Raw genomic sequence first — 16,949 nt, forward strand, 5'->3', positions numbered from 1 at the left:
GGGGACGGGCCTCAGAGGAGCAACGGGACCTTGCCTGGGGTGGGGAGTGGGACCAGCTCAGGCTAGGACGGCGGGTGGGGGAGCGGCACCTGGTTTTCGCAGAGCAGCCCAGCGCACCATCCTGACGGCCCGTACGCCGCCGTCGGCGTGTCGCGTGAGGGTCGTCAGGACCGTGGTGGAGCGGTCGGCGTCGGAGGGTGGGTTGCTCCCCGGGTCTCGACGGGCGCTCCTCGCTGGCGCTCGTCACTGCTCGACCGACGACCACTCCGCGAGTCGGCTCGTTCGAACCAGCCGGCTCGGCGCGGGGCTCAGGCGACCATGACGCGGGTGCCGCGGCGGACGCGGGCGGCGGGGGCGTCGCGGACCTCGGCCCAGGCGAGGGCGAGGCGCTCGACGGCGAGGGCGAGCTCGTCGGGGCGGCGGGTCCAGGGGATGCGGACGTAGCGGTCGAGGCCGCCCTCGGCGGCGAAGACCGGGCCGGGGGCGACGATGACGCCGTGCTGCTCGGCGGCGGCGGCCAGCGCGCTGCCGCGCGCCGTCGGCAGCTCGACCCACAGGGCCAGCCCGCCGCCCGGCACCTGGAAGCGCCACTCGGGCAGCCGGGCGGCGACCTCGCGGACCAGGCGGTCACGCTGCTCGCGCAGCCGCTCGCGATGCCCGGGCAGCACCGGCCCGTGCTCCAGCAGCCGCGCCAGGGTCAGCTGCTCGAGCACCGGCGCCCCGAGGTCGAGCGCGAGCCTGGCCTCCTGCAGGGTCTCGACGCACTCGTGCGGCGCCCGGATCCAGCCCAGGCGCAGGCCGCCCCAGAAGCTCTTGCTCGCGCTGCCGATCGTGATCGTGCCGGGCGCGTGGGCGGCGAACGGCGCGGGCATCTGCTGCGCGTCGAGCGCCAGCGCCTGGTGCGCCTCGTCGACGACCGCGCGGGTGCCGGCGGCGCGCAGGTGCCCGGCGTACGCCGCGCGCTGCTCGTCGCTCATGACGTGCCCGGTCGGGTTCTGGAAGTCCGGCACCAGGTAGGCCAGCCGCGGTCGCGAGCCGCGCAGCGCCGCGCCGACGGCGTCGAGGTCCCAGCCCTCCGGGTCGACCGCCGACGGCACCAGCCGCGCGCCGGCGTTGCGCAGCGCCTGGGTGGCGTTGGGGTAGACCGGCGACTCGACCAGCACCCGGTCGCCGCGGCCCGCGAACGCCTGCGCCACGACGGCCGCCGCGGCCAGCGCCCCCGGCGTCACCAGCACCTGGTCGGGGTCGGTGGGCAGGCCGCGGGCGGCGTACGACGCCGCGATGCGCTGCTGCAGCAGCGGCAGCCCGGCCGGGAAGTAGCCGTGCCCGCCGAGGTGGGCCGGCAGGTCGCCGATCGCGTCGGTGAAGGCCTGCATCAACCCCGCCGGGGCCGGGGCCGCGGCGCAGTTGAGGTCGATGGCGTCGCCGTCGTCGACGCCCGGCAGCAGCGCCCGGTCGTGCGAGCGGGCCCGCCCGCCCGGCACCCGGGTGAAGGTGCCCGAGCCCTGCCGCGACACGGCGTACCCGCTCTCGCGCAGCAGTGCGTAGGCCCGCGTGACGGTGGTGCGCGACACCGCGAGCGCCTCGGTCAGCTCGCGCTCGCTGGGCAGCCGTACGTCGAAGCCGATGCGTCCGTCGCCGATGAGGAGCGTGAGCGTGTCGGCGAGGCCGACGTAGGCGGGGGAGCGGTCGAAGGAGCCGACGAGAGCGGCGACCCGGGCGGCTGAGACGGCGGTGGCCATGCAGACCACTGTCGCACGATTGGCTATTTCACAACAGGCCAATCGGCCTGCACCCTGGACGCATGATCCTCGCCGACCTCGGACCCCTCGCCCAGCTGCGTGCCGGGCGCCTGGGCCGCCGCCTGCCCCAGCTCTACGTCGGCCTGTGGCTGTACGGCGTCTCGCTGGCCATGATGGTGCGCGCCGACCTCGGCGCCGCCCCCTGGGACGTGCTGCACCTGGGCATCGCCCGCTACGTGCCGCTGAGCCTGGGCGAGGTGCTGATCGTGGTCAGCCTGCTGGTGCTGCTGCTGTGGATCCCGCTGCGCGAGGTGCCCGGCCTGGGCACCATCTCCAACGCCCTGGTCATCGGCATCGCCACCGACGCCACCCTGTCGGTGCTCGAGCGCCCCGACGAGCTGTGGCTGCGGATCACGCTGATGGTCGTCGGCGTGCTGGGCAACGGCGCTGCGACCGCCTTCTACATCGGCGCCCAGCTCGGCCGCGGCCCGCGCGACGGGCTGATGACCGGCCTGCACCGGCGCACCGGCATCTCGCTGCGCGTGGTGCGCACCGGCCTCGAGGTCACCGTCGTGGCCATCGGCCTGCTGCTCGGCGGCGTCGCCGGCATCGGCACGGTGCTCTACGCGCTGAGCATCGGCCCGGTCACCCAGGCGCTGCTGCCGGCGCTGACGGTGCGCCTCGCCCCGCCGGCCGCGCCGTCCCTCGACGAGCCCCTCGACGAGCCGCTCGACGAGCCCGGCGTCGACCCCGCGAGCGCTACCGCTTCGTCGCGATGATCGTGGAGGCGTCGGAGGCGACCATCACCTCGACGGCCGTGAAGCGCGGGTCGGTCAGCCACTGCTCGCGCAGCACGTCGACGCGGCCGTAGGTCACCGGCGGCCACTGCTCGCACGGCGCGAAGTCGTCGAGGACCACGATCCCGCCGTCGGCGACCAGGTCGGCGATCGCGTCGACGCCCACCTCGCCCGGCTGCCCCGAGTCGAGGAAGAGCAGCGAGAAGGGGCCCTTGTCGAGCAGGGTCGACCAGTCGGCGGCCAGCACCTCCACGAGCGGGTCGTCGACGAAGATCTCCGCGGCCGCCCGGGCCAGCCGGGGGTCGAGCTCGGCGGTCACGATGCGGGCGTCCTCATCGCGCACCCCGCTGCGCAGCCAGGCGGTGCCGACCCCGCAGCCGGTGCCGAACTCGGCCATCGTGCCCTCGCGGGTCGCGGCCAGCGTGGCCAGCAGGCGACCGGTCTCGTTGCGGCAGAACGAGACGTAGCCGGCGCGGCGCGAGACCTCGAAGGCACGGCGTACGACGTCCGGCAGCTCGGGAGGGGCACTCATGGCCGGGAGTCTGTCATCTCGAGACGCTCGTCCCGCATGATGGACACATTCCGGAAAGCGGTAGCCGCCGTCCGCACTAGGTGCCTACGCTGTGTCCACCATGCGGAGCATCTACGTACTTATCGAGTGCCGCGGCGAGGCCCAGCAGCGATAGCTGCCAGTGAGGCCACCTCGCCGCGGTGTTCGGCGTTGCTCTTGGTCTCACGGCACATCTGAAGATGTCTCCGCGGCGGGTCCACTTCGCTGAACACGCGTGATCCGCTCCTCTCGAGGTCTCCACCTCCCATGCGATCCATGGGTCGTCCGTCCCCACCGCGGGGTCATCTCCGGCCGTGGCGTGAGCCATTGCAGGAGAACCACCGCAGGACCGACACCAGATCACCACCGAGAAGGAGACGCACCATGTACGACATGTACCCCGAGTGGGGCCCGGCAGCGCACAGCCCCGAGAACCCGCGCAGCGTCGAGGCGGTCCAGGCCTCGCTCGACCTGCGGGATAACGGCGGCCAGCGCCCCGACGACAACTAGCGTTCGCCCCATGACCTCCACTCCTGCCGCTACCGGTCCCGTCAAGCTCGCCGTCATCCCCGGCGACGGCATCGGGCAGGAGGTGACGGCCGAGGCCCTCAAGGTCCTCGAGGTCGCCTCACCGGCGGGGGTCACCTTCGAGCAGACCCGCTACGACCTGGGCGCCCAGCGTTACCTCGCGACCGGCGAGGTGCTGCCCGACACCGTGCTCGGCGAGATCCGCGAGCACGACGCCATCCTGCTCGGGGCCGTGGGCGGCAAGCCGAACGACCCGAACCTGCCTCCCGGCCTCCTCGAGCGCGGGCTGCTGCTGCGGCTGCGCTTCGAGCTCGACCACTACGTCAACCTGCGTCCCTCGCGGATCTTCCCCGGCGTCACCTCGCCGTTGAGCCGCGAGGTCCTCGGCGACGACGAGGTCGACTTCGTCGTGGTGCGCGAGGGCACCGAGGGCCCCTACACCGGCAACGGCGGCGCGCTGCGCGTCGGCACGCCGGCCGAGGTGGCCACCGAGGTCTCGGTCAACACGGCGTACGGCGTGGAGCGGGTCGTGCGCGACGCGTTCGCGCGCGCCGAGCGCCGACCGCGCAAGAAGCTGACCCTGGTCCACAAGACCAACGTGCTGGTGCACGCGGGCTCGGTGTGGTGGCGCCTGACCCAGGCCGTGGCCGCCGAGCACCCCGACGTCACCGTCGACTACATGCACATCGACGCGGCGATGATCCACATGACCACCAACCCGCAGCGCTTCGACGTGATCGTCACCGACAACCTCTTCGGCGACATCATCACCGACCTGGCCGGCGCCATCAGCGGCGGCATCGGGCTCGCGGCCTCGGGCAACATCAACCCCGACCGCACCACGCCCTCGATGTTCGAGCCGGTGCACGGCTCGGCCCCCGACATCGCCGGTCAGCAGGTGGCCGACCCCACCGCGGCGATCCTCTCGACCGCCCTGCTGCTCGACCACCTCGGCCATCCCGAGGCGGCCGCCCGGGTCGAGCGCGCGGTGCTGGCCGACCTCGCCGATCGCGGCACGGCGCGGCGCAGCACCCCCGAGGTCGGCGACTCGGTCGCCAAGCGGGTAGCAGGCTGAGCCCCACCCGAGGAGAGCGGTAGTTTGGTGCCCATGGAGATCAGCGTCACCCGCAACCCCGCGCCCGTCCCCGACGACCGGCTGGCCGAGATCCTGGCCGCCCCCGGGTTCGGCACCCACTTCACCGACCACATGTTCACGGTGGAGTGGACGCCCGAGAAGGGCTGGCACGACGCGCGCATCACGCCGTACGGGCCGCTGACCCTCGACCCCGCGACCGCGGTGCTGCACTACGCGCAGGAGACCTTCGAGGGGATGAAGGCCTACCGCCACGAGGACGGCTCGGTGTGGGCCTTCCGTCCCGAGCAGAACGCCGAGCGGATGGCGCGCTCGAGCCACCGCCTCGCGCTGCCGGTGCTCGAGACCGAGGACTTCCTGGCCGCGGTCCGCGCGCTCGTCGAGGTCGACCAGCGCTGGGTGCCCGACAACGACGGCGAGAAGAGCCTCTACCTGCGGCCCTTCATGTTCGCCTCCGAGAAGTTCCTGGGGGTGCGCCCGGCCCAGCACGTGACCTTCATGGTCATCGCCAGCCCCGCCGGCGCCTACTTCAAGGGCGGGCTCAAGCCGGTGAGCCTGTGGCTGACCGAGGAGTACACCCGGGCCGGGCGCGGCGGCATGGGAGCGGCCAAGACCGGCGGCAACTACGCCTCGTCGCTGGTGGCCCAGCAGGAGGCCACCGCGCACGGCTGCGACCAGGTGGTCTTCCTCGACGCGCAGGAGATGCGCTACGTCGAGGAGCTCGGCGGGATGAACATGTACTTCGTGCACGACGACGGCACGATCGTCACCCCGGCCACCGGCACGATCCTCGAGGGCATCACCCGCGCCTCGATCATCGAGCTGGCGGGCAAGCTGGGGCACCGCGTCGACGAGCGCCGGTTCTCCGTCGACGAGTGGCGCGACGGCGTCGGCTCGGGCCGGATCCGCGAGATCTTCGCCTGCGGCACCGCCGCGGTCGTGACGCCCGTCGGCGCGCTCAAGCACGCCGGGGGAGAGGTGCCCGCCCCCGCCGACACCGGCGAGGGCGGCGGCGACCTGACCCGCAGCATCCGCCAGGCGCTCGTCGACATCCAGTTCGGCCGGGCCGAGGACTCCTTCGGGTGGATGCACCGCATCGTGTAGCGGTGGGCCCTGTCGACCACGCCCGGGGAAGGTGAGGCTAACCTAACCTCGTGCCCTCGACCCTGACCCGTGTTCCAGCCGGTCACCGACCGGTCGGCATGGTGGGCTGGGCGTCGGCCCTGCTCGCGCTGCTGCTGCTCGCCGTCGTCGCCAGCCTGGCGCTGGGCGCCCGCGAGATCGCCCTCGGCCAGGTGTGGGCCGCGCTGGTCGACCCGGTCGCCGGCGACAACGACCACCTGGTGGTGCGCGACCTGCGGGTGCCGCGCACCCTGGTGGGGCTGGTCGGCGGTGCCGCGCTGGGCGTGGCCGGAGCCCTCATGCAGGGCGTCACCCGCAACCCCATCGCCGACCCCGGCCTGCTCGGCATCAACTCGGGCGCCTCGCTGGCGGTGCTCGGCGCCATCTCGCTGCTCGGGGTCACCTCGGTCGTGGGCTACCTCTGGTTCGCCTTCGCCGGCGCCGCGCTGGCCGCCGTCGTGGTCTACGGCGCGGCCTCCCTGGGCCTCGAGGGTGTGACCCCGGTCAAGCTCGCCCTGGTCGGCGCCGCCGTCACCGCCACCTCGACCTCGGTCATCACCGTGGTGCTGCTCGCCGACACCCAGGCGCTCGACGACTACCGGTTCTGGCAGGTCGGCTCCCTGGCCAACCGTCCCCTCGACGTGCTCACCGCCGTGGCGCCCTTCGTGGTGGTCGGCCTGGTGCTGGCGCTCGCGGCCGGGCGGGTGCTCGACGCGCTGGCGCTCGGCGACGACGTGGCCCGCGGGCTGGGCCAGGACGTCGTGCGCGGCCGCCTGCTCGTCGTGCTCGCCGTGGTGCTGCTCTGCGGCTCGGCGGTCTCGATGGTCGGGCCGATCGCCTTCGTCGGCCTGGCCGTCCCGCACCTGGCCCGGGCGGTCGTCGGGCTCGACCACCGCCGCATCGTGGCGGTCTCGGCGCTGCTCGGCCCGGTGCTGCTGCTCGGAGCCGACGTCGCGGGCCGCCTGGTGGTGCGCCCCGGCGAGCTCGAGGCCGGGCTGGTCGTCGCCCTGGTCGGGGCGCCGGTGCTGCTCCTCGTCGTACGCCGCTCGCAGGCGGTGGCCGCATGAGCGCAGGCACCCTGGAGCACAGCGCCGCGGATCGCCGGGAGGTCGCCGCCGCCGGGCTGCGCGGCGCGCGCCGTCGCCGGCGCACGAGGCGTACGGGCGTGCTGGCGGTGCTCGTCGCGCTGGCACTGTCGCTGTCGGGCGCCGCGCTGGTGATAGGTGATTTCCCGCTCTCGCCCGGCCAGGTGCTGGGCGCGCTGCTGGGTGCCGACGACCCGTCGGCGCGCTTCGTCGTGGTCGAGCTGCGCGCGCCTCGGCTGCTGCTCGGGGCCCTGGTCGGCGTCGCCTTCGGGCTCGCCGGCGCCCTGTTCCAGTCGGTGCTGCGCAACCCGCTGGCCAGCCCCGACATCATCGGCATCTCGCAGGGCGCCAGCGCCGGCGCGGTCGCCGCTCTGCTGCTCGGCGGGCTCAGCGGGGCGGCGGTGTCGCTGTCGGCGCTGGCCGGAGGCGCGTTCGTCGGCCTCCTGCTGTACGCCGTCGCGTGGCGAGGCGGGATGACCGGTCACCGCTTCGTGCTCTCGGGCATCGGCGTGGCCTACGTCTGCGCGGCGGTGGTCGGCTACCTGCTGACCCGCAGCGAGGTCGACCAGGCCCAGGTGGCGCTGCGCTGGATGGCCGGCGGCCTGGCCCAGGCCGAGTGGGGGCTGGTGCAGGTGCTCGCGCTGGCGCTGGCGCTGCTGGTGCCGCTGGTGGCCCTGGTCGCGCGCCGCCTCGACCTGCTCCTGCTCGGCGACGACCAGGCCGGCAGCCTGGGGCTGCGCCCCGAGGTGGTGCGCGCCGGGGTGGTCGCGCTGGGCGTCGCGCTGGCCTGCGCGGCGACCGCGGCGGCGGGGCCGGTGGCCTTCGTGGCGTTCGTGGCCGCCCCGGTCGCGCGCCGCCTGCTCTCCGACGGCGGCCTGGCGCTGGCCGAGTCGGCGCTGGTGGGCGTGGTGCTCGTGGTGGGCGCCGACCTGGTCGCCCAGCACCTCCTGCCCGGCGACCTGTCGGTGCCCGCGGGGGTCGTCACCGGCGCGGTCGGCGGGCCCTACCTGATCTGGCTGATGGCCACCGGAAGGACGGCAGCACGATGACCGACGAGACCCGCCTGGTGGCGCACGGCGTGCACCTGGCCTACGACCAGCGCCGGGTGGTGCACGGCGTCGACCTCGCGGTGCCCGCCGGGCAGGTCACCGTGATCGTGGGTGCCAACGGCTGCGGCAAGTCGACGCTGCTGCGCGCGCTGGGCCGGATCCTGCGACCGGTCGAGGGGCGCGTCGAGCTCGACGGGCGCGACCTGCACCGGATGCGCCCCCGCGAGGTCGCCTCGGTGCTGGGCCTGCTGCCCCAGCAGCCGGTGGCGCCTGAGGGGATCAGCGTCGGCGACCTGGTCGGGCGGGGCCGGCACCCGCACCAGGGCGCCTTCCGCCGCTGGAGCGCCGCCGACGCCGACGCCGTCGCGAGGGCGCTGGCCCTCACCGACACCCAGGACCTGGTGGGGCGCCGCGTCGAGGAGCTCTCCGGCGGCCAGCGCCAACGGGTCTGGGTGGCGATGATGCTCGCCCAGGACCCGCGCATCCTGCTGCTCGACGAGCCGACCACCTACCTCGACATCGCCCACCAGGTCGACGTGCTCGACCTGCTCGCCGACCTCAACCAGCAACGTGGCACCACCGTGGTCATGGTGCTGCACGACCTCAACCTCGCCGCCCGCTACGCCGACCACCTCGTCGTGATGGCCGCCGGTCGGCTCGTGCGCGAGGGCGCCCCGGCCGACGTGCTCGACGCCGAGTGCGTGCGCGAGGCCTTCGGGCTGCTGGCCCGCGTCGTGGCCGACCCCGTGACCGGCTGCCCGATGGTAGTGCCGGAGGGAGCCCGGGAGCGCCGGGGAGCGACGTACAGTAAGGTTAGCCTCACCTAATAAAGACCGGACTCGGCCGGTCCCTCACAGTGAGGAGTGGACGTGACGTCCCTTCACCGACCGACCTCCCGGTCCCGCCTGTCCGGTCTCGCCCTGCCCCTGGTCGCGGGACTGCTGGTCCTGCCCCTGGCCGCCTGCGGCGCCGACGACGGCGCCGGGGAGCCCCGGACGGACGAGACCGCGAGCGCTGGGGAGTTCGAGCCGGTCACGGTCGAGCACGCCTTCGGCGCCACCGAGGTCACCGAGCAGCCCGAGCGCGTCGTCACCTGGGGCTGGGGCACGCCCGACGCCGTGCTGGCCCTCGGGGTGGTGCCGGTGGCCATGGAGAAGCTCACCTACGGCGCCTCCGAGGAGGGCTTCATGCCCTGGCAGGAGGAGGCCTTCGAGGAGCTCGACGCCGAGCAGCCCACCGCGCTGACCCCCGGCGAGGCACCGCCGTTCGAGGAGATCGCCGCGGCGGCCCCCGACGTGATCTTGGCCGGCTACTCGGGCATCACCGAGGCCGACTACGACAAGCTCAGCCGGATCGCCCCGACCGTGGCCTACCCCGACGAGCCGTGGTCGACCCCGTGGCGCGAGGTCATCACCACCGTCGGCGACGTGCTGGGCCAGCCCGAGGAGGCCGAGGAGGTGCTCGACGACATCGACGCCGAGGTGGGCGCCGCCGCCGAGGCGCACCCCGAGTTCGAGGGCACCACGATCGCCGCGGTGGCCATCGACCCCAGCGCCTTCTACGTCTACAGCGGGGCCGACCCGCGCGTGCAGTTCCTCGAGGACCTCGGCTTCACCGTCGCCCCCAGCGTCGAGGAGCTCGACACCGGCGAGAGCACCTTCTACTACACGCTCAGCACCGAGAACGTCGACCAGCTCGACTCCGACGTGCTGCTCTCCTACGCGCCGACCCAGGAGCGCGCCGACGAGATCGCCGCGGACCCGACGTACCAGGCCATGGAGCAGCTCCGGGAGGACCGCGTCGCCACGGTCACCGGCGAGGCCGTCGTCTCCTCGGTCTCCCCGCCGACCGCGCTGTCGCTGACCTACAGCCTCGACACCTTCGTCGAGGCGCTGGCCGGTGCCGTCTCCGACGAGTGAGGCCCCGGTGTCGGTAGCCTCGTGACGTGAGCACCACGCCGCGCAGCGCCGCCCTCGCCACCGTCGGTGGCTATACGCTGCTGACCCAGATCGGCGAGGGCGGCATGGGCGTGGTGCACCTGGCCCGGCGCCCCGGCGGCGACCGGGTGGCGCTCAAGGTGCTGCGCCCCCACGTCGTGGGTGGCGAGGAGGCCCGCCAGCGCCTCGAGCGCGAGGTCTCCTCGCTGTCACGGGTGCGCAGCCGGTGGGTCGCCGAGGTCATCGACGCCGACCCGTGGGCCGAGGTGCCCTACGTCGCCACCCGCTACGTGCCCGGGCTCTCGCTGCACGACCACGTCGTGGAGGAGGGCCCGATCGTCGGGCGCGACCTCGTCTGGTTCGCCGGCTGCCTGGCCGAGGGCCTGGCCTCGGTGCACGAGGTCGGGGTGCTGCACCGCGACGTCAAGCCCTCCAACGTGCTGATGGAGGGCCGCACCCCGATCCTCATCGACTTCGGGCTGGCCCGGGTCGCCGACGACCCCCGCCTGACCCACACCGGGTGGCTGATCGGCACCCCCGGCTACCTGGCCCCCGAGATCCTCTACGGTGACGACGCCAGCACCGCCTCCGACGTGCACTCGTGGGCGGCCACCGTCGCCTACGCCGGCACCGGCCGGGCCCCCTTCGGGCGCGGCCCCTCGATGGCGGTGATGGACCGGGTGCGCCGCGGCGAGCACGACCTCGACGGGCTGCGCGGCGACCTGCACGACGTCGTCGAGGCCGCGCTCGACCCCGACCCCGAGCGGCGCCCCACGCTCGAGGAGATCCTGGTCTGGCTGCGCCCCCAGTCGACGCAGGTCCACCGTCGCCCGGTCGCCGGGCCGCTGCCCGAGGTGGTCGAGACCGCGCCGATGCGCGCCGCCGCCTGGCCCGAGGACGAGACCCGCGTCGAGGCCCAGCCGGTCGACTGGTCCGAGGACGGGCCCGAGGACTGGCCCGAGGAGGGTCCGCGCACCGCCGTGCTGCCCACCGAGCAGTGGTCCGACGAGCAGTGGGCAGACCAGCAGTGGGCCGAGCCGGCACCTCGGGTGCCGGCGGTCGAGCGGGTGCGCCGCGGCCTGCTCACCCTGGCCGGCGGGGTCGCCGTCGCGGTCGGCGTTGCCGCGGTGCCGTACGCCGGGCTCGCGCTGGTGCTGGTGGCCGTCTGGCTGCTGCGCAGCGGCTCGCTGGCCGCCAGCCGCGTGGGCGATCGCCGGCGGCTGCGCGGGCGGCGCTGGTACGACGCGCCCGTGGTGCTGGTGCGCGCGCCGTGGGACCTGCTGCGCTCCATCCCCTCCACGCTGGTGCTGCAGCTGTGGGCCCTCGGGCTGGCCGCCGCCGCGGGCCTGCTGGCCTACGCCGTGGCCGCGGGCACGACCGCGACGCTGCTCGCCGGGGCCGGCGCCCTGGTGGTCGGGCTGTGGTGGGGCCCGGGTGGCTCGCGGGTCCGCTCGCCCCTGGGACGCGTGGTGCGCCCGCTCTCGGCCGCCCCGGGCCGCTGGGTCGCGGGGCTGCTGCTGGTCACGGTGGCCGCCGGGGCGGCGGCGTACGTGCTCGACCAGCGGGGTCCGTGGTGGGTGCCGGCGCAGGACCAGCCGGTCGGATCGCGAGACGCCGCCCGTGAGGGTGTGGTCGGTGGCACACTCGACGGTGTGCAGCACGTCTCCATCATTCGCTAGCGCGCCGGGACCTCCCCGGCGCGCCAACCTCTCGTCCGCGAGAGGTTTTTTTGTTGGACCAGCACCCCACCACGACCCCCACCCAGCAGCGGAGCAGCAGCGATGGACCTCCACGGCGCCTTCCACGTCTACGACACGACCCTGCGCGACGGCGCGCAGCAGGAGGGGCTGAACCTGTCGGTCGCCGACAAGCTCGCGATTGCGCGCCAGCTCGACGGCCTGGGCGTGGGCTACATCGAGGGCGGGTGGCCGGGGGCGAACCCCAAGGACACCGAGTTCTTCCGCCGCGCCGCCGGCGAGCTCGACCTGCGCCATGCCCGCCTGGCCGCGTTCGGCGCCACCCGGCGTGCCGGAGCCCGGGCGGCCGACGACCCGCAGGTGGCCGCGCTGCGCGACAGCGGCGCCGGGGTGGTGACCCTGGTGGCCAAGTCGCACGACCGCCACGTCGAGCTGGCGCTGCGCACCACGCTCGAGGAGAACCTCGCCATGGTGCGCGACACCGTTGCCCACCTGCGCGCCGAGGGCCAGCAGGTCTTCCTCGACGCCGAGCACTTCTTCGACGGCTACCGCGCCAACCGCGACTACGCGCTCGAGGTGCTGCGCACCGCCTTCGAGGCCGGCGCCGAGGTGGCCGCGCTGTGCGACACCAACGGCGGGATGCTGCCGCCGTGGGTCTCCGACGTGGTGCACGACGTCGTCGAGACGACCGGCGGGCGCATCGGCATCCACTGCCACAACGACACCGGCTGCGCGGTGGCCAACTCGCTGGCGGCCGTCGACGCGGGCGCGACGCACGTGCAGGGCACCGTCAACGGCTACGGCGAGCGCACCGGCAACGCCGACCTCGTCACCGTCGTGGCCAACCTCCAGCTCAAGCTGGACCGGCAGGTGCTGCCGCCGGGGCTGCTGCGCGACGCGACCCGCATCGCGCACGCCGTCGCCGAGGTCACCAACATCGCGCCGGCCGCCCGCCAGCCCTACGTCGGCACCTCCGCCTTCGCCCACAAGGCCGGGCTGCACGCCAGCGCGATCAAGGTCGACCCCGACCTCTACCAGCACATGGACCCCCTCGGCGTCGGCAACGACATGAGGCTGCTGGTCTCCGACATGGCCGGGCGCGCCTCCATCGAGCTCAAGGGCAAGGAGCTCGGCTTCGACCTGTCGGGCGAGACCCCCGAGGCCAAGGCGCTGCTCACCCGCATCACCGAGCGCGTCAAGGTGCTCGAGGGACGCGGCTACACCTTCGAGGCCGCCGACGCCTCCTTCGAGCTGCTGCTGGTCGAGGAGGTCGAGGGCGAGCGGCCGTCGTACGTCGACGTGGAGTCGTGGCGCGTCATCACCGAGACCCAGCCCGGCCCGGGGGAGGAGGCGCTCTCGGAGGCGACCGTGAAGCTGCGGGCCGGGGGAGTGCGCTACGTCGTGGCGGGCGAGGGCAACGGTCCGGTCAACGCGCTCGACCACGCCCTGCGCTCCGCGATCGGCCAGGCCTACCCCGAGGTCGCCCGGCTCGAGCTGGTCGACTACAAGGTGCGCATCCTCGACCAGGGCCACGGCACCGACGCCATCACCCGGGTGCTCATCGAGACCGCCGACGGCGAGGGCTCGTGGGTCACCGTCGGGGTGGGGCACAACGTCGTGCAGGCCTCGTGGGAGGCGCTGCTCGACGCCGTCACCTTCGGGCTGCGCCGCCACCACCGCTGACGGCGGGCGGAGCGCCGACCCGGCTGGTTCGAACGAGCCGGCTCGCGGCGCCACTGCGCATGCCACCCTCGGTTCGCCGACCGCCCCACCACGGTCCTGACGACCCTCACGCGACACGCCGGCGGCGGCGTGAGGGTCGTCAGGATGGTGCACCTCGAGGAGTGCGACACCCTCGAGCTCGACGCTCGGTGACCGGCTTCACGCTCTGGCGCGCTCACCCCGGGAATGCCGCCGAGACATCGTTGGTTGAAGGTTGCATGACCTCAACTCGTATCGCCGTCCTCGTCGGCAGCCTCCGTGCCGACTCCCTGAACCGCCGTCTCGCCGAGGGCCTGGTGGCCTTCGCGCCCGCAGGTGTCGAGCTCGAGATCGTCGACGGCCTGGGCGAGCTGCCCTTCTACAACGAGGACCTCGACGGCGAGACCCCGCCGGCCGCGGCCGTGCGCCTGCGCGAGACCGTCGGTGCCGCCGACCGCGTCCTGGTCGTCACCCCCGAGTACAACGGCACCATGCCGGCCGTGCTCAACAACGCCATCGACTGGCTCTCGCGGCCCTACGGCGCCGGTGCCCTGGTGGGCACCCCGCTCGGTGTCATCGGCGCCACCCCGACGCCGTACGGCGGCCGCTGGGCGCACGCCGACGTCGTGCGTTCCGCCGGTGTGGCCGGCGCGACCGTCGTCGAGGACATCACCGTGTCGCAGTCGGCCCTCGAGGTCGACCCGCTGACCGACCCCGAGGTGCAGGCCAAGCTGGCCGACGCCGTGCGTCGCCTCGTCGCGCACAGCGACGCCGCCGCGGCCTGAGTCTGGGTCCCGCCCGTCAGCCCGGCGGGCGGGTCAGCAGCACGTACCCGTAGTGCGTGTCGAGCTCGTCCCGCGGCACCAGCACGAGCGCGTGCGGCAACAGCCCCTGCTGGTCACAGAGTGTCCAGAAGTCGTGGATCGCGAAGGTCGTCCCGGCCACCCGTCGCCGGTAGTCGCGGCGACGCGTGGCTCCCGAGCGCGTGCCGTCGTCGTACTTGAACTGGATGACAGCTGCCCCGTCGTCGACGAGGAGCCGGCGGATCGTGCGCAGCACCCGCACGGCCGCCTCCCGGGACGCCAGCAGCTCGAAGACGTAGTAGGACACGACGAGATCGACAGTCCCCTCGTCGACCTCCCCGAGCGCCTGCTCGGGGGAGTCCACGCCGGTGAGCACCGTCCGCACGGTGCGGCCGGTGCGGTCGAGGACCTGGCGGCGGCACTCCTCGAGGCTGTCCCGTGAGATGTCCAACCCGATGAGCTCCTGGCACAACGGGGCGAGGACGACCGCGTTCGCTCCTCCGCCGCAGCCCCACTCGAGGACCCGGCCCTCGGGGACGTCCCGGCCGAGCGCGGCCAGGAGGGTGCGGGTGATGGCCACCTGGGCAGGCCCCACCGAGGCCCACTTCTCGCCCAGTCCCGACTCCCAGTGGGAGTCGGCCGCCCAGCGCGGTGCAGCGGTGTCGGACCAGTACGCCGCCGCCTGCTCAGCCAGGCGTCGTGGCGACTGCGGGGGTCCCAACCGTGCTGCTGCCGCGCGGACGCGCCCCACCCCTGATCGGATCGTGCTGGCGCCTGGTCCCGTGCTTCGCATGTCTGCCCCCCCTGGCGCCACGTTGTCACGGAGGAGGGCCCGCGAGACTGGTGGTCTGCTCAATATCGGGTACCGCGGTGTCCTGTCGGTCCCGGGGATAGGTTCGGGGCATGGCCGAGCTCCACGACCTGACCGCCCTCGAGCAGGGGGCGCTCGTCCTCCGCGGCGAGACGTCCCCGCTCGAGCTGGCCGAGCACTACCTCGACCGCGTCGAGCGGCTCGACGACGTCGGCGCCTTCGTGCACCACACCGCCGAGCAGGCCCGCGAGAGAGCCGCCGCCCTGGGCGACGTGCCGCCCGACGGCGCCGGCCCGCTCTGGGGTCTGCCCACCGCGGTCAAGGACCTCAACCTCACCGCCGGCGTCCGCACCGCCTTCGGCTCCGCCGCCTACGACGACTTCGTGCCCGAGGTCTCCGACGGCGTGGTGCTCGCCATGGAAGCGGCCGGGCTGGTGAGCCTCGGCAAGACCGCGACGCCCGAGTTCGGCTCGCCCTGCTACACCGAGCCCGAGGGGCACCCACCCGCCGTCACCCCCTGGGACCGCACCCGGATGGCCGGCGGCTCCTCCGGGGGCGCGGCGGCCGCGGTGGCCGCCGGCCTGGTGCCGCTGGCCCAGGGCTCCGACGGCGGCGGCTCGATCCGCATCCCCGCCTCCTGCTGCGGCCTGGTCGGCCTCAAGCCCTCGCGCGGCCGCATCAGCGGCTTCCCGATGTACGGCGACCCGATCGGTCTCGCCACCGCCGGCCCGATCGCTCGCACAGTCCGCGACGCCGCAGCCCTCCTCGACGTGCTGGCCGGGCCCCGCACCGGCGACCCCAGCTGGGCACCCGAGCCCGACGGCACCTTCCTCGACGCCTGCGACCGCGACCCCGGCCGGCTGCGGATCGCCCGATTCGCCCAGCCCGTCATCGCCGACACCCCCGTCGACGTCGAGTGCCTGACCGCCTGGGACGACGCCTCCCGGCTGCTCGAGGGCCTCGGCCACGAGGTCGTCGACGTGCCGGTGCCGATGAGTCGCGAGGCCGTCCCGGTCTTCCACACCTGCTGGGCGGTGCTGACCGCCATGTCGACCGCTCCCGCCGGCCGTGAGCACCTCCTGCGCCCGCTGACCCGCTGGCTCAGCGAGCGCGGCCGCGCCGTCTCCGGCCCCGAGCTCGGCCTGGCCATCGGGGCCATGCGCCGCCACGCCGCTGAGGCGGTCCGGGCCCTCGCGGCGTACGACGCCGTGCTGACGCCGACGCTGGCGGCGCCGCCGCTGCCGGTCGGGGCGCTGCGCGACGACGCCGACCCGGCCGCCGACTTCGAGGCGCAGAAGCGGTTCACGCCGTGGACCTCGGCCTGGAACGTCACCGGCATGCCCGCGATCAGCCTGCCCCTGCACTGGACCCCCGACGGGCTGCCCGTGGGCGTGATGCTCGCCGGGCGGCCCGCCGACGAGGCCGCGCTGCTGGCGCTGGCCGCCCAGGTCGAGCAGGCCGCCCCCTGGCACGACCGCCGCCCGCCGGGGTGGTGAGCCGTGTCCCGCCTGGTGCTCGCTCCCACGGCCCACGTCGGTGACGACCTGCTCGCCGGTGCGCGTGCCCTGATGGACCTGGCCTTCGACGACCTCGAGGACGACGACTGGGAGCACGCGCTGGGTGGCGTGCACGCGCTGGTCGTCGACGACGACCGGGTGCTCGCCCACGGCTCGGTGGTGCTGCGGAGGCTGCTGCACGCCGGACGAGCGCTGCGCTGCGGGTACGTCGAGGCGGTGGCCACCCACCCCGACCACCGGCGCCGCGGCCTGGCCGCCCGGGTGATGGACGCGCTCGAGGCGCTCGGCCCCGGCTACGACCTGATGGCCCTGGGAGCCTCCGACGAGGGGCTGGCCCTCTACGCCGCCCGCGGGTGGGTGCCCTGGCGCGGGCCGACCTCGGTGCTGTCGCCCGACGGGATCCGGCGCACGCCCGACGAGGACGGCGCTGTCCTGGTGCTCGGCGCCGACGGCCTCGACCTCGACGGCGGGCTCACCTGCGACTGGCGCGAGGGCGACGTCTGGTAGCCGCGGCGAC

Annotated in this window: 16 protein-coding genes; 13 read left to right on the plus strand and 3 right to left on the minus strand. The window is 74.4% G+C overall.

The features are described 5' to 3' along the window. Positions 1 to 308: 308 nt before the first annotated feature. Positions 309 to 1,742, minus strand: a complete 1,434-nt coding sequence (yczR, locus tag QWJ41_RS04025) for a MocR-like transcription factor YczR (RefSeq protein ID WP_302705874.1) — start codon at positions 1,740 to 1,742, stop codon at positions 309 to 311. A 62-nt stretch (positions 1,743 to 1,804) separates the two neighbouring features. Between yczR and yczE the strand changes: the two genes are divergently transcribed. Continuing rightward, complete coding sequence (yczE, locus tag QWJ41_RS04030) at positions 1,805 to 2,521, plus strand: membrane protein YczE (protein WP_302705875.1); 717 nt, start codon at positions 1,805 to 1,807, stop codon at positions 2,519 to 2,521. Here the strand turns inward: yczE and QWJ41_RS04035 are convergent. After that, positions 2,502 to 3,071: an O-methyltransferase gene (locus QWJ41_RS04035; RefSeq protein WP_302705876.1), complete on the minus strand. Its 570-nt coding sequence runs from the start codon at positions 3,069 to 3,071 to the stop codon at positions 2,502 to 2,504. The genes yczE and QWJ41_RS04035 overlap by 20 nt on opposite strands. A gap of 402 nt (positions 3,072 to 3,473) precedes the next feature. Here QWJ41_RS04035 and QWJ41_RS04040 point away from each other — a divergent pair, with 402 nt between their 5' ends. From QWJ41_RS04040 to QWJ41_RS04085, 10 genes are all read left to right on the plus strand, one after another. Next, positions 3,474 to 3,599 (plus strand): hypothetical protein, encoded by a 126-nt coding sequence (locus QWJ41_RS04040; protein ID WP_302705877.1) that lies wholly within the window; start codon positions 3,474 to 3,476, stop codon positions 3,597 to 3,599. 10 nt (positions 3,600 to 3,609) lie between these two features. After that, the gene (locus tag QWJ41_RS04045; protein WP_302705878.1) at positions 3,610 to 4,692 is read left to right on the plus strand and encodes a 3-isopropylmalate dehydrogenase; all 1,083 of its coding nucleotides are present in this window, start codon (positions 3,610 to 3,612) and stop codon (positions 4,690 to 4,692) included. Between the two features lie 33 nt (positions 4,693 to 4,725). Then, entirely contained in the window at positions 4,726 to 5,814 is a 1,089-nt protein-coding gene (locus QWJ41_RS04050) for a branched-chain amino acid aminotransferase (protein WP_302705879.1), read from the plus strand. Between the two features lie 50 nt (positions 5,815 to 5,864). Continuing rightward, on the plus strand, positions 5,865 to 6,899 hold the full coding sequence (locus QWJ41_RS04055) for a FecCD family ABC transporter permease (RefSeq protein WP_302705880.1): 1,035 nt from the start codon (positions 5,865 to 5,867) through the stop codon (positions 6,897 to 6,899). Next, positions 6,896 to 7,966, plus strand: a complete 1,071-nt coding sequence (locus tag QWJ41_RS04060) for a FecCD family ABC transporter permease (RefSeq protein ID WP_302705881.1) — start codon at positions 6,896 to 6,898, stop codon at positions 7,964 to 7,966. Before QWJ41_RS04055 ends, QWJ41_RS04060 begins: the two co-directional genes overlap by 4 nt. Continuing rightward, the gene (locus QWJ41_RS04065) at positions 7,963 to 8,793 is read left to right on the plus strand and encodes an ABC transporter ATP-binding protein (RefSeq protein ID WP_302705882.1); all 831 of its coding nucleotides are present in this window, start codon (positions 7,963 to 7,965) and stop codon (positions 8,791 to 8,793) included. Before QWJ41_RS04060 ends, QWJ41_RS04065 begins: the two co-directional genes overlap by 4 nt. A 42-nt stretch (positions 8,794 to 8,835) precedes the next feature. Continuing rightward, positions 8,836 to 9,885: an iron-siderophore ABC transporter substrate-binding protein gene (locus QWJ41_RS04070; protein ID WP_302705883.1), complete on the plus strand. Its 1,050-nt coding sequence runs from the start codon at positions 8,836 to 8,838 to the stop codon at positions 9,883 to 9,885. Between the two features lie 26 nt (positions 9,886 to 9,911). Then, positions 9,912 to 11,582 carry a serine/threonine-protein kinase gene (locus QWJ41_RS04075; RefSeq protein ID WP_302705884.1) on the plus strand — a complete coding sequence of 557 codons (1,671 nt, stop codon included), beginning with the start codon at positions 9,912 to 9,914 and terminating at the stop codon, positions 11,580 to 11,582. A 102-nt stretch (positions 11,583 to 11,684) separates the two neighbouring features. Beyond that, positions 11,685 to 13,283, plus strand: a complete 1,599-nt coding sequence (gene cimA / locus QWJ41_RS04080; RefSeq protein WP_302705885.1) for a citramalate synthase — start codon at positions 11,685 to 11,687, stop codon at positions 13,281 to 13,283. Between the two features lie 257 nt (positions 13,284 to 13,540). Next, positions 13,541 to 14,086 (plus strand): NADPH-dependent FMN reductase, encoded by a 546-nt coding sequence (locus tag QWJ41_RS04085; RefSeq protein WP_302705886.1) that lies wholly within the window; start codon positions 13,541 to 13,543, stop codon positions 14,084 to 14,086. 16 nt (positions 14,087 to 14,102) lie between these two features. Here the strand turns inward: QWJ41_RS04085 and QWJ41_RS04090 are convergent, their stop codons facing one another. Continuing rightward, a complete protein-coding gene (locus QWJ41_RS04090) occupies positions 14,103 to 14,825 on the minus strand; it encodes a class I SAM-dependent methyltransferase (RefSeq protein WP_302705887.1) in 723 nt (240 codons plus the stop codon). Between the two features lie 182 nt (positions 14,826 to 15,007). Between QWJ41_RS04090 and QWJ41_RS04095 the strand changes: the two genes are divergently transcribed. Next, positions 15,008 to 16,411: an amidase gene (locus QWJ41_RS04095; RefSeq protein ID WP_302705888.1), complete on the plus strand. Its 1,404-nt coding sequence runs from the start codon at positions 15,008 to 15,010 to the stop codon at positions 16,409 to 16,411. A 3-nt stretch (positions 16,412 to 16,414) separates the two neighbouring features. Then, positions 16,415 to 16,939, plus strand: a complete 525-nt coding sequence (locus tag QWJ41_RS04100) for a GNAT family N-acetyltransferase (RefSeq protein WP_302705889.1) — start codon at positions 16,415 to 16,417, stop codon at positions 16,937 to 16,939. Positions 16,940 to 16,949 lie beyond the last annotated feature (10 nt).

The sequence above is a fragment of the Nocardioides cremeus genome (assembly GCF_030518195.1).
GTDB lineage: Bacteria > Actinomycetota > Actinomycetes > Propionibacteriales > Nocardioidaceae > Nocardioides > Nocardioides cremeus.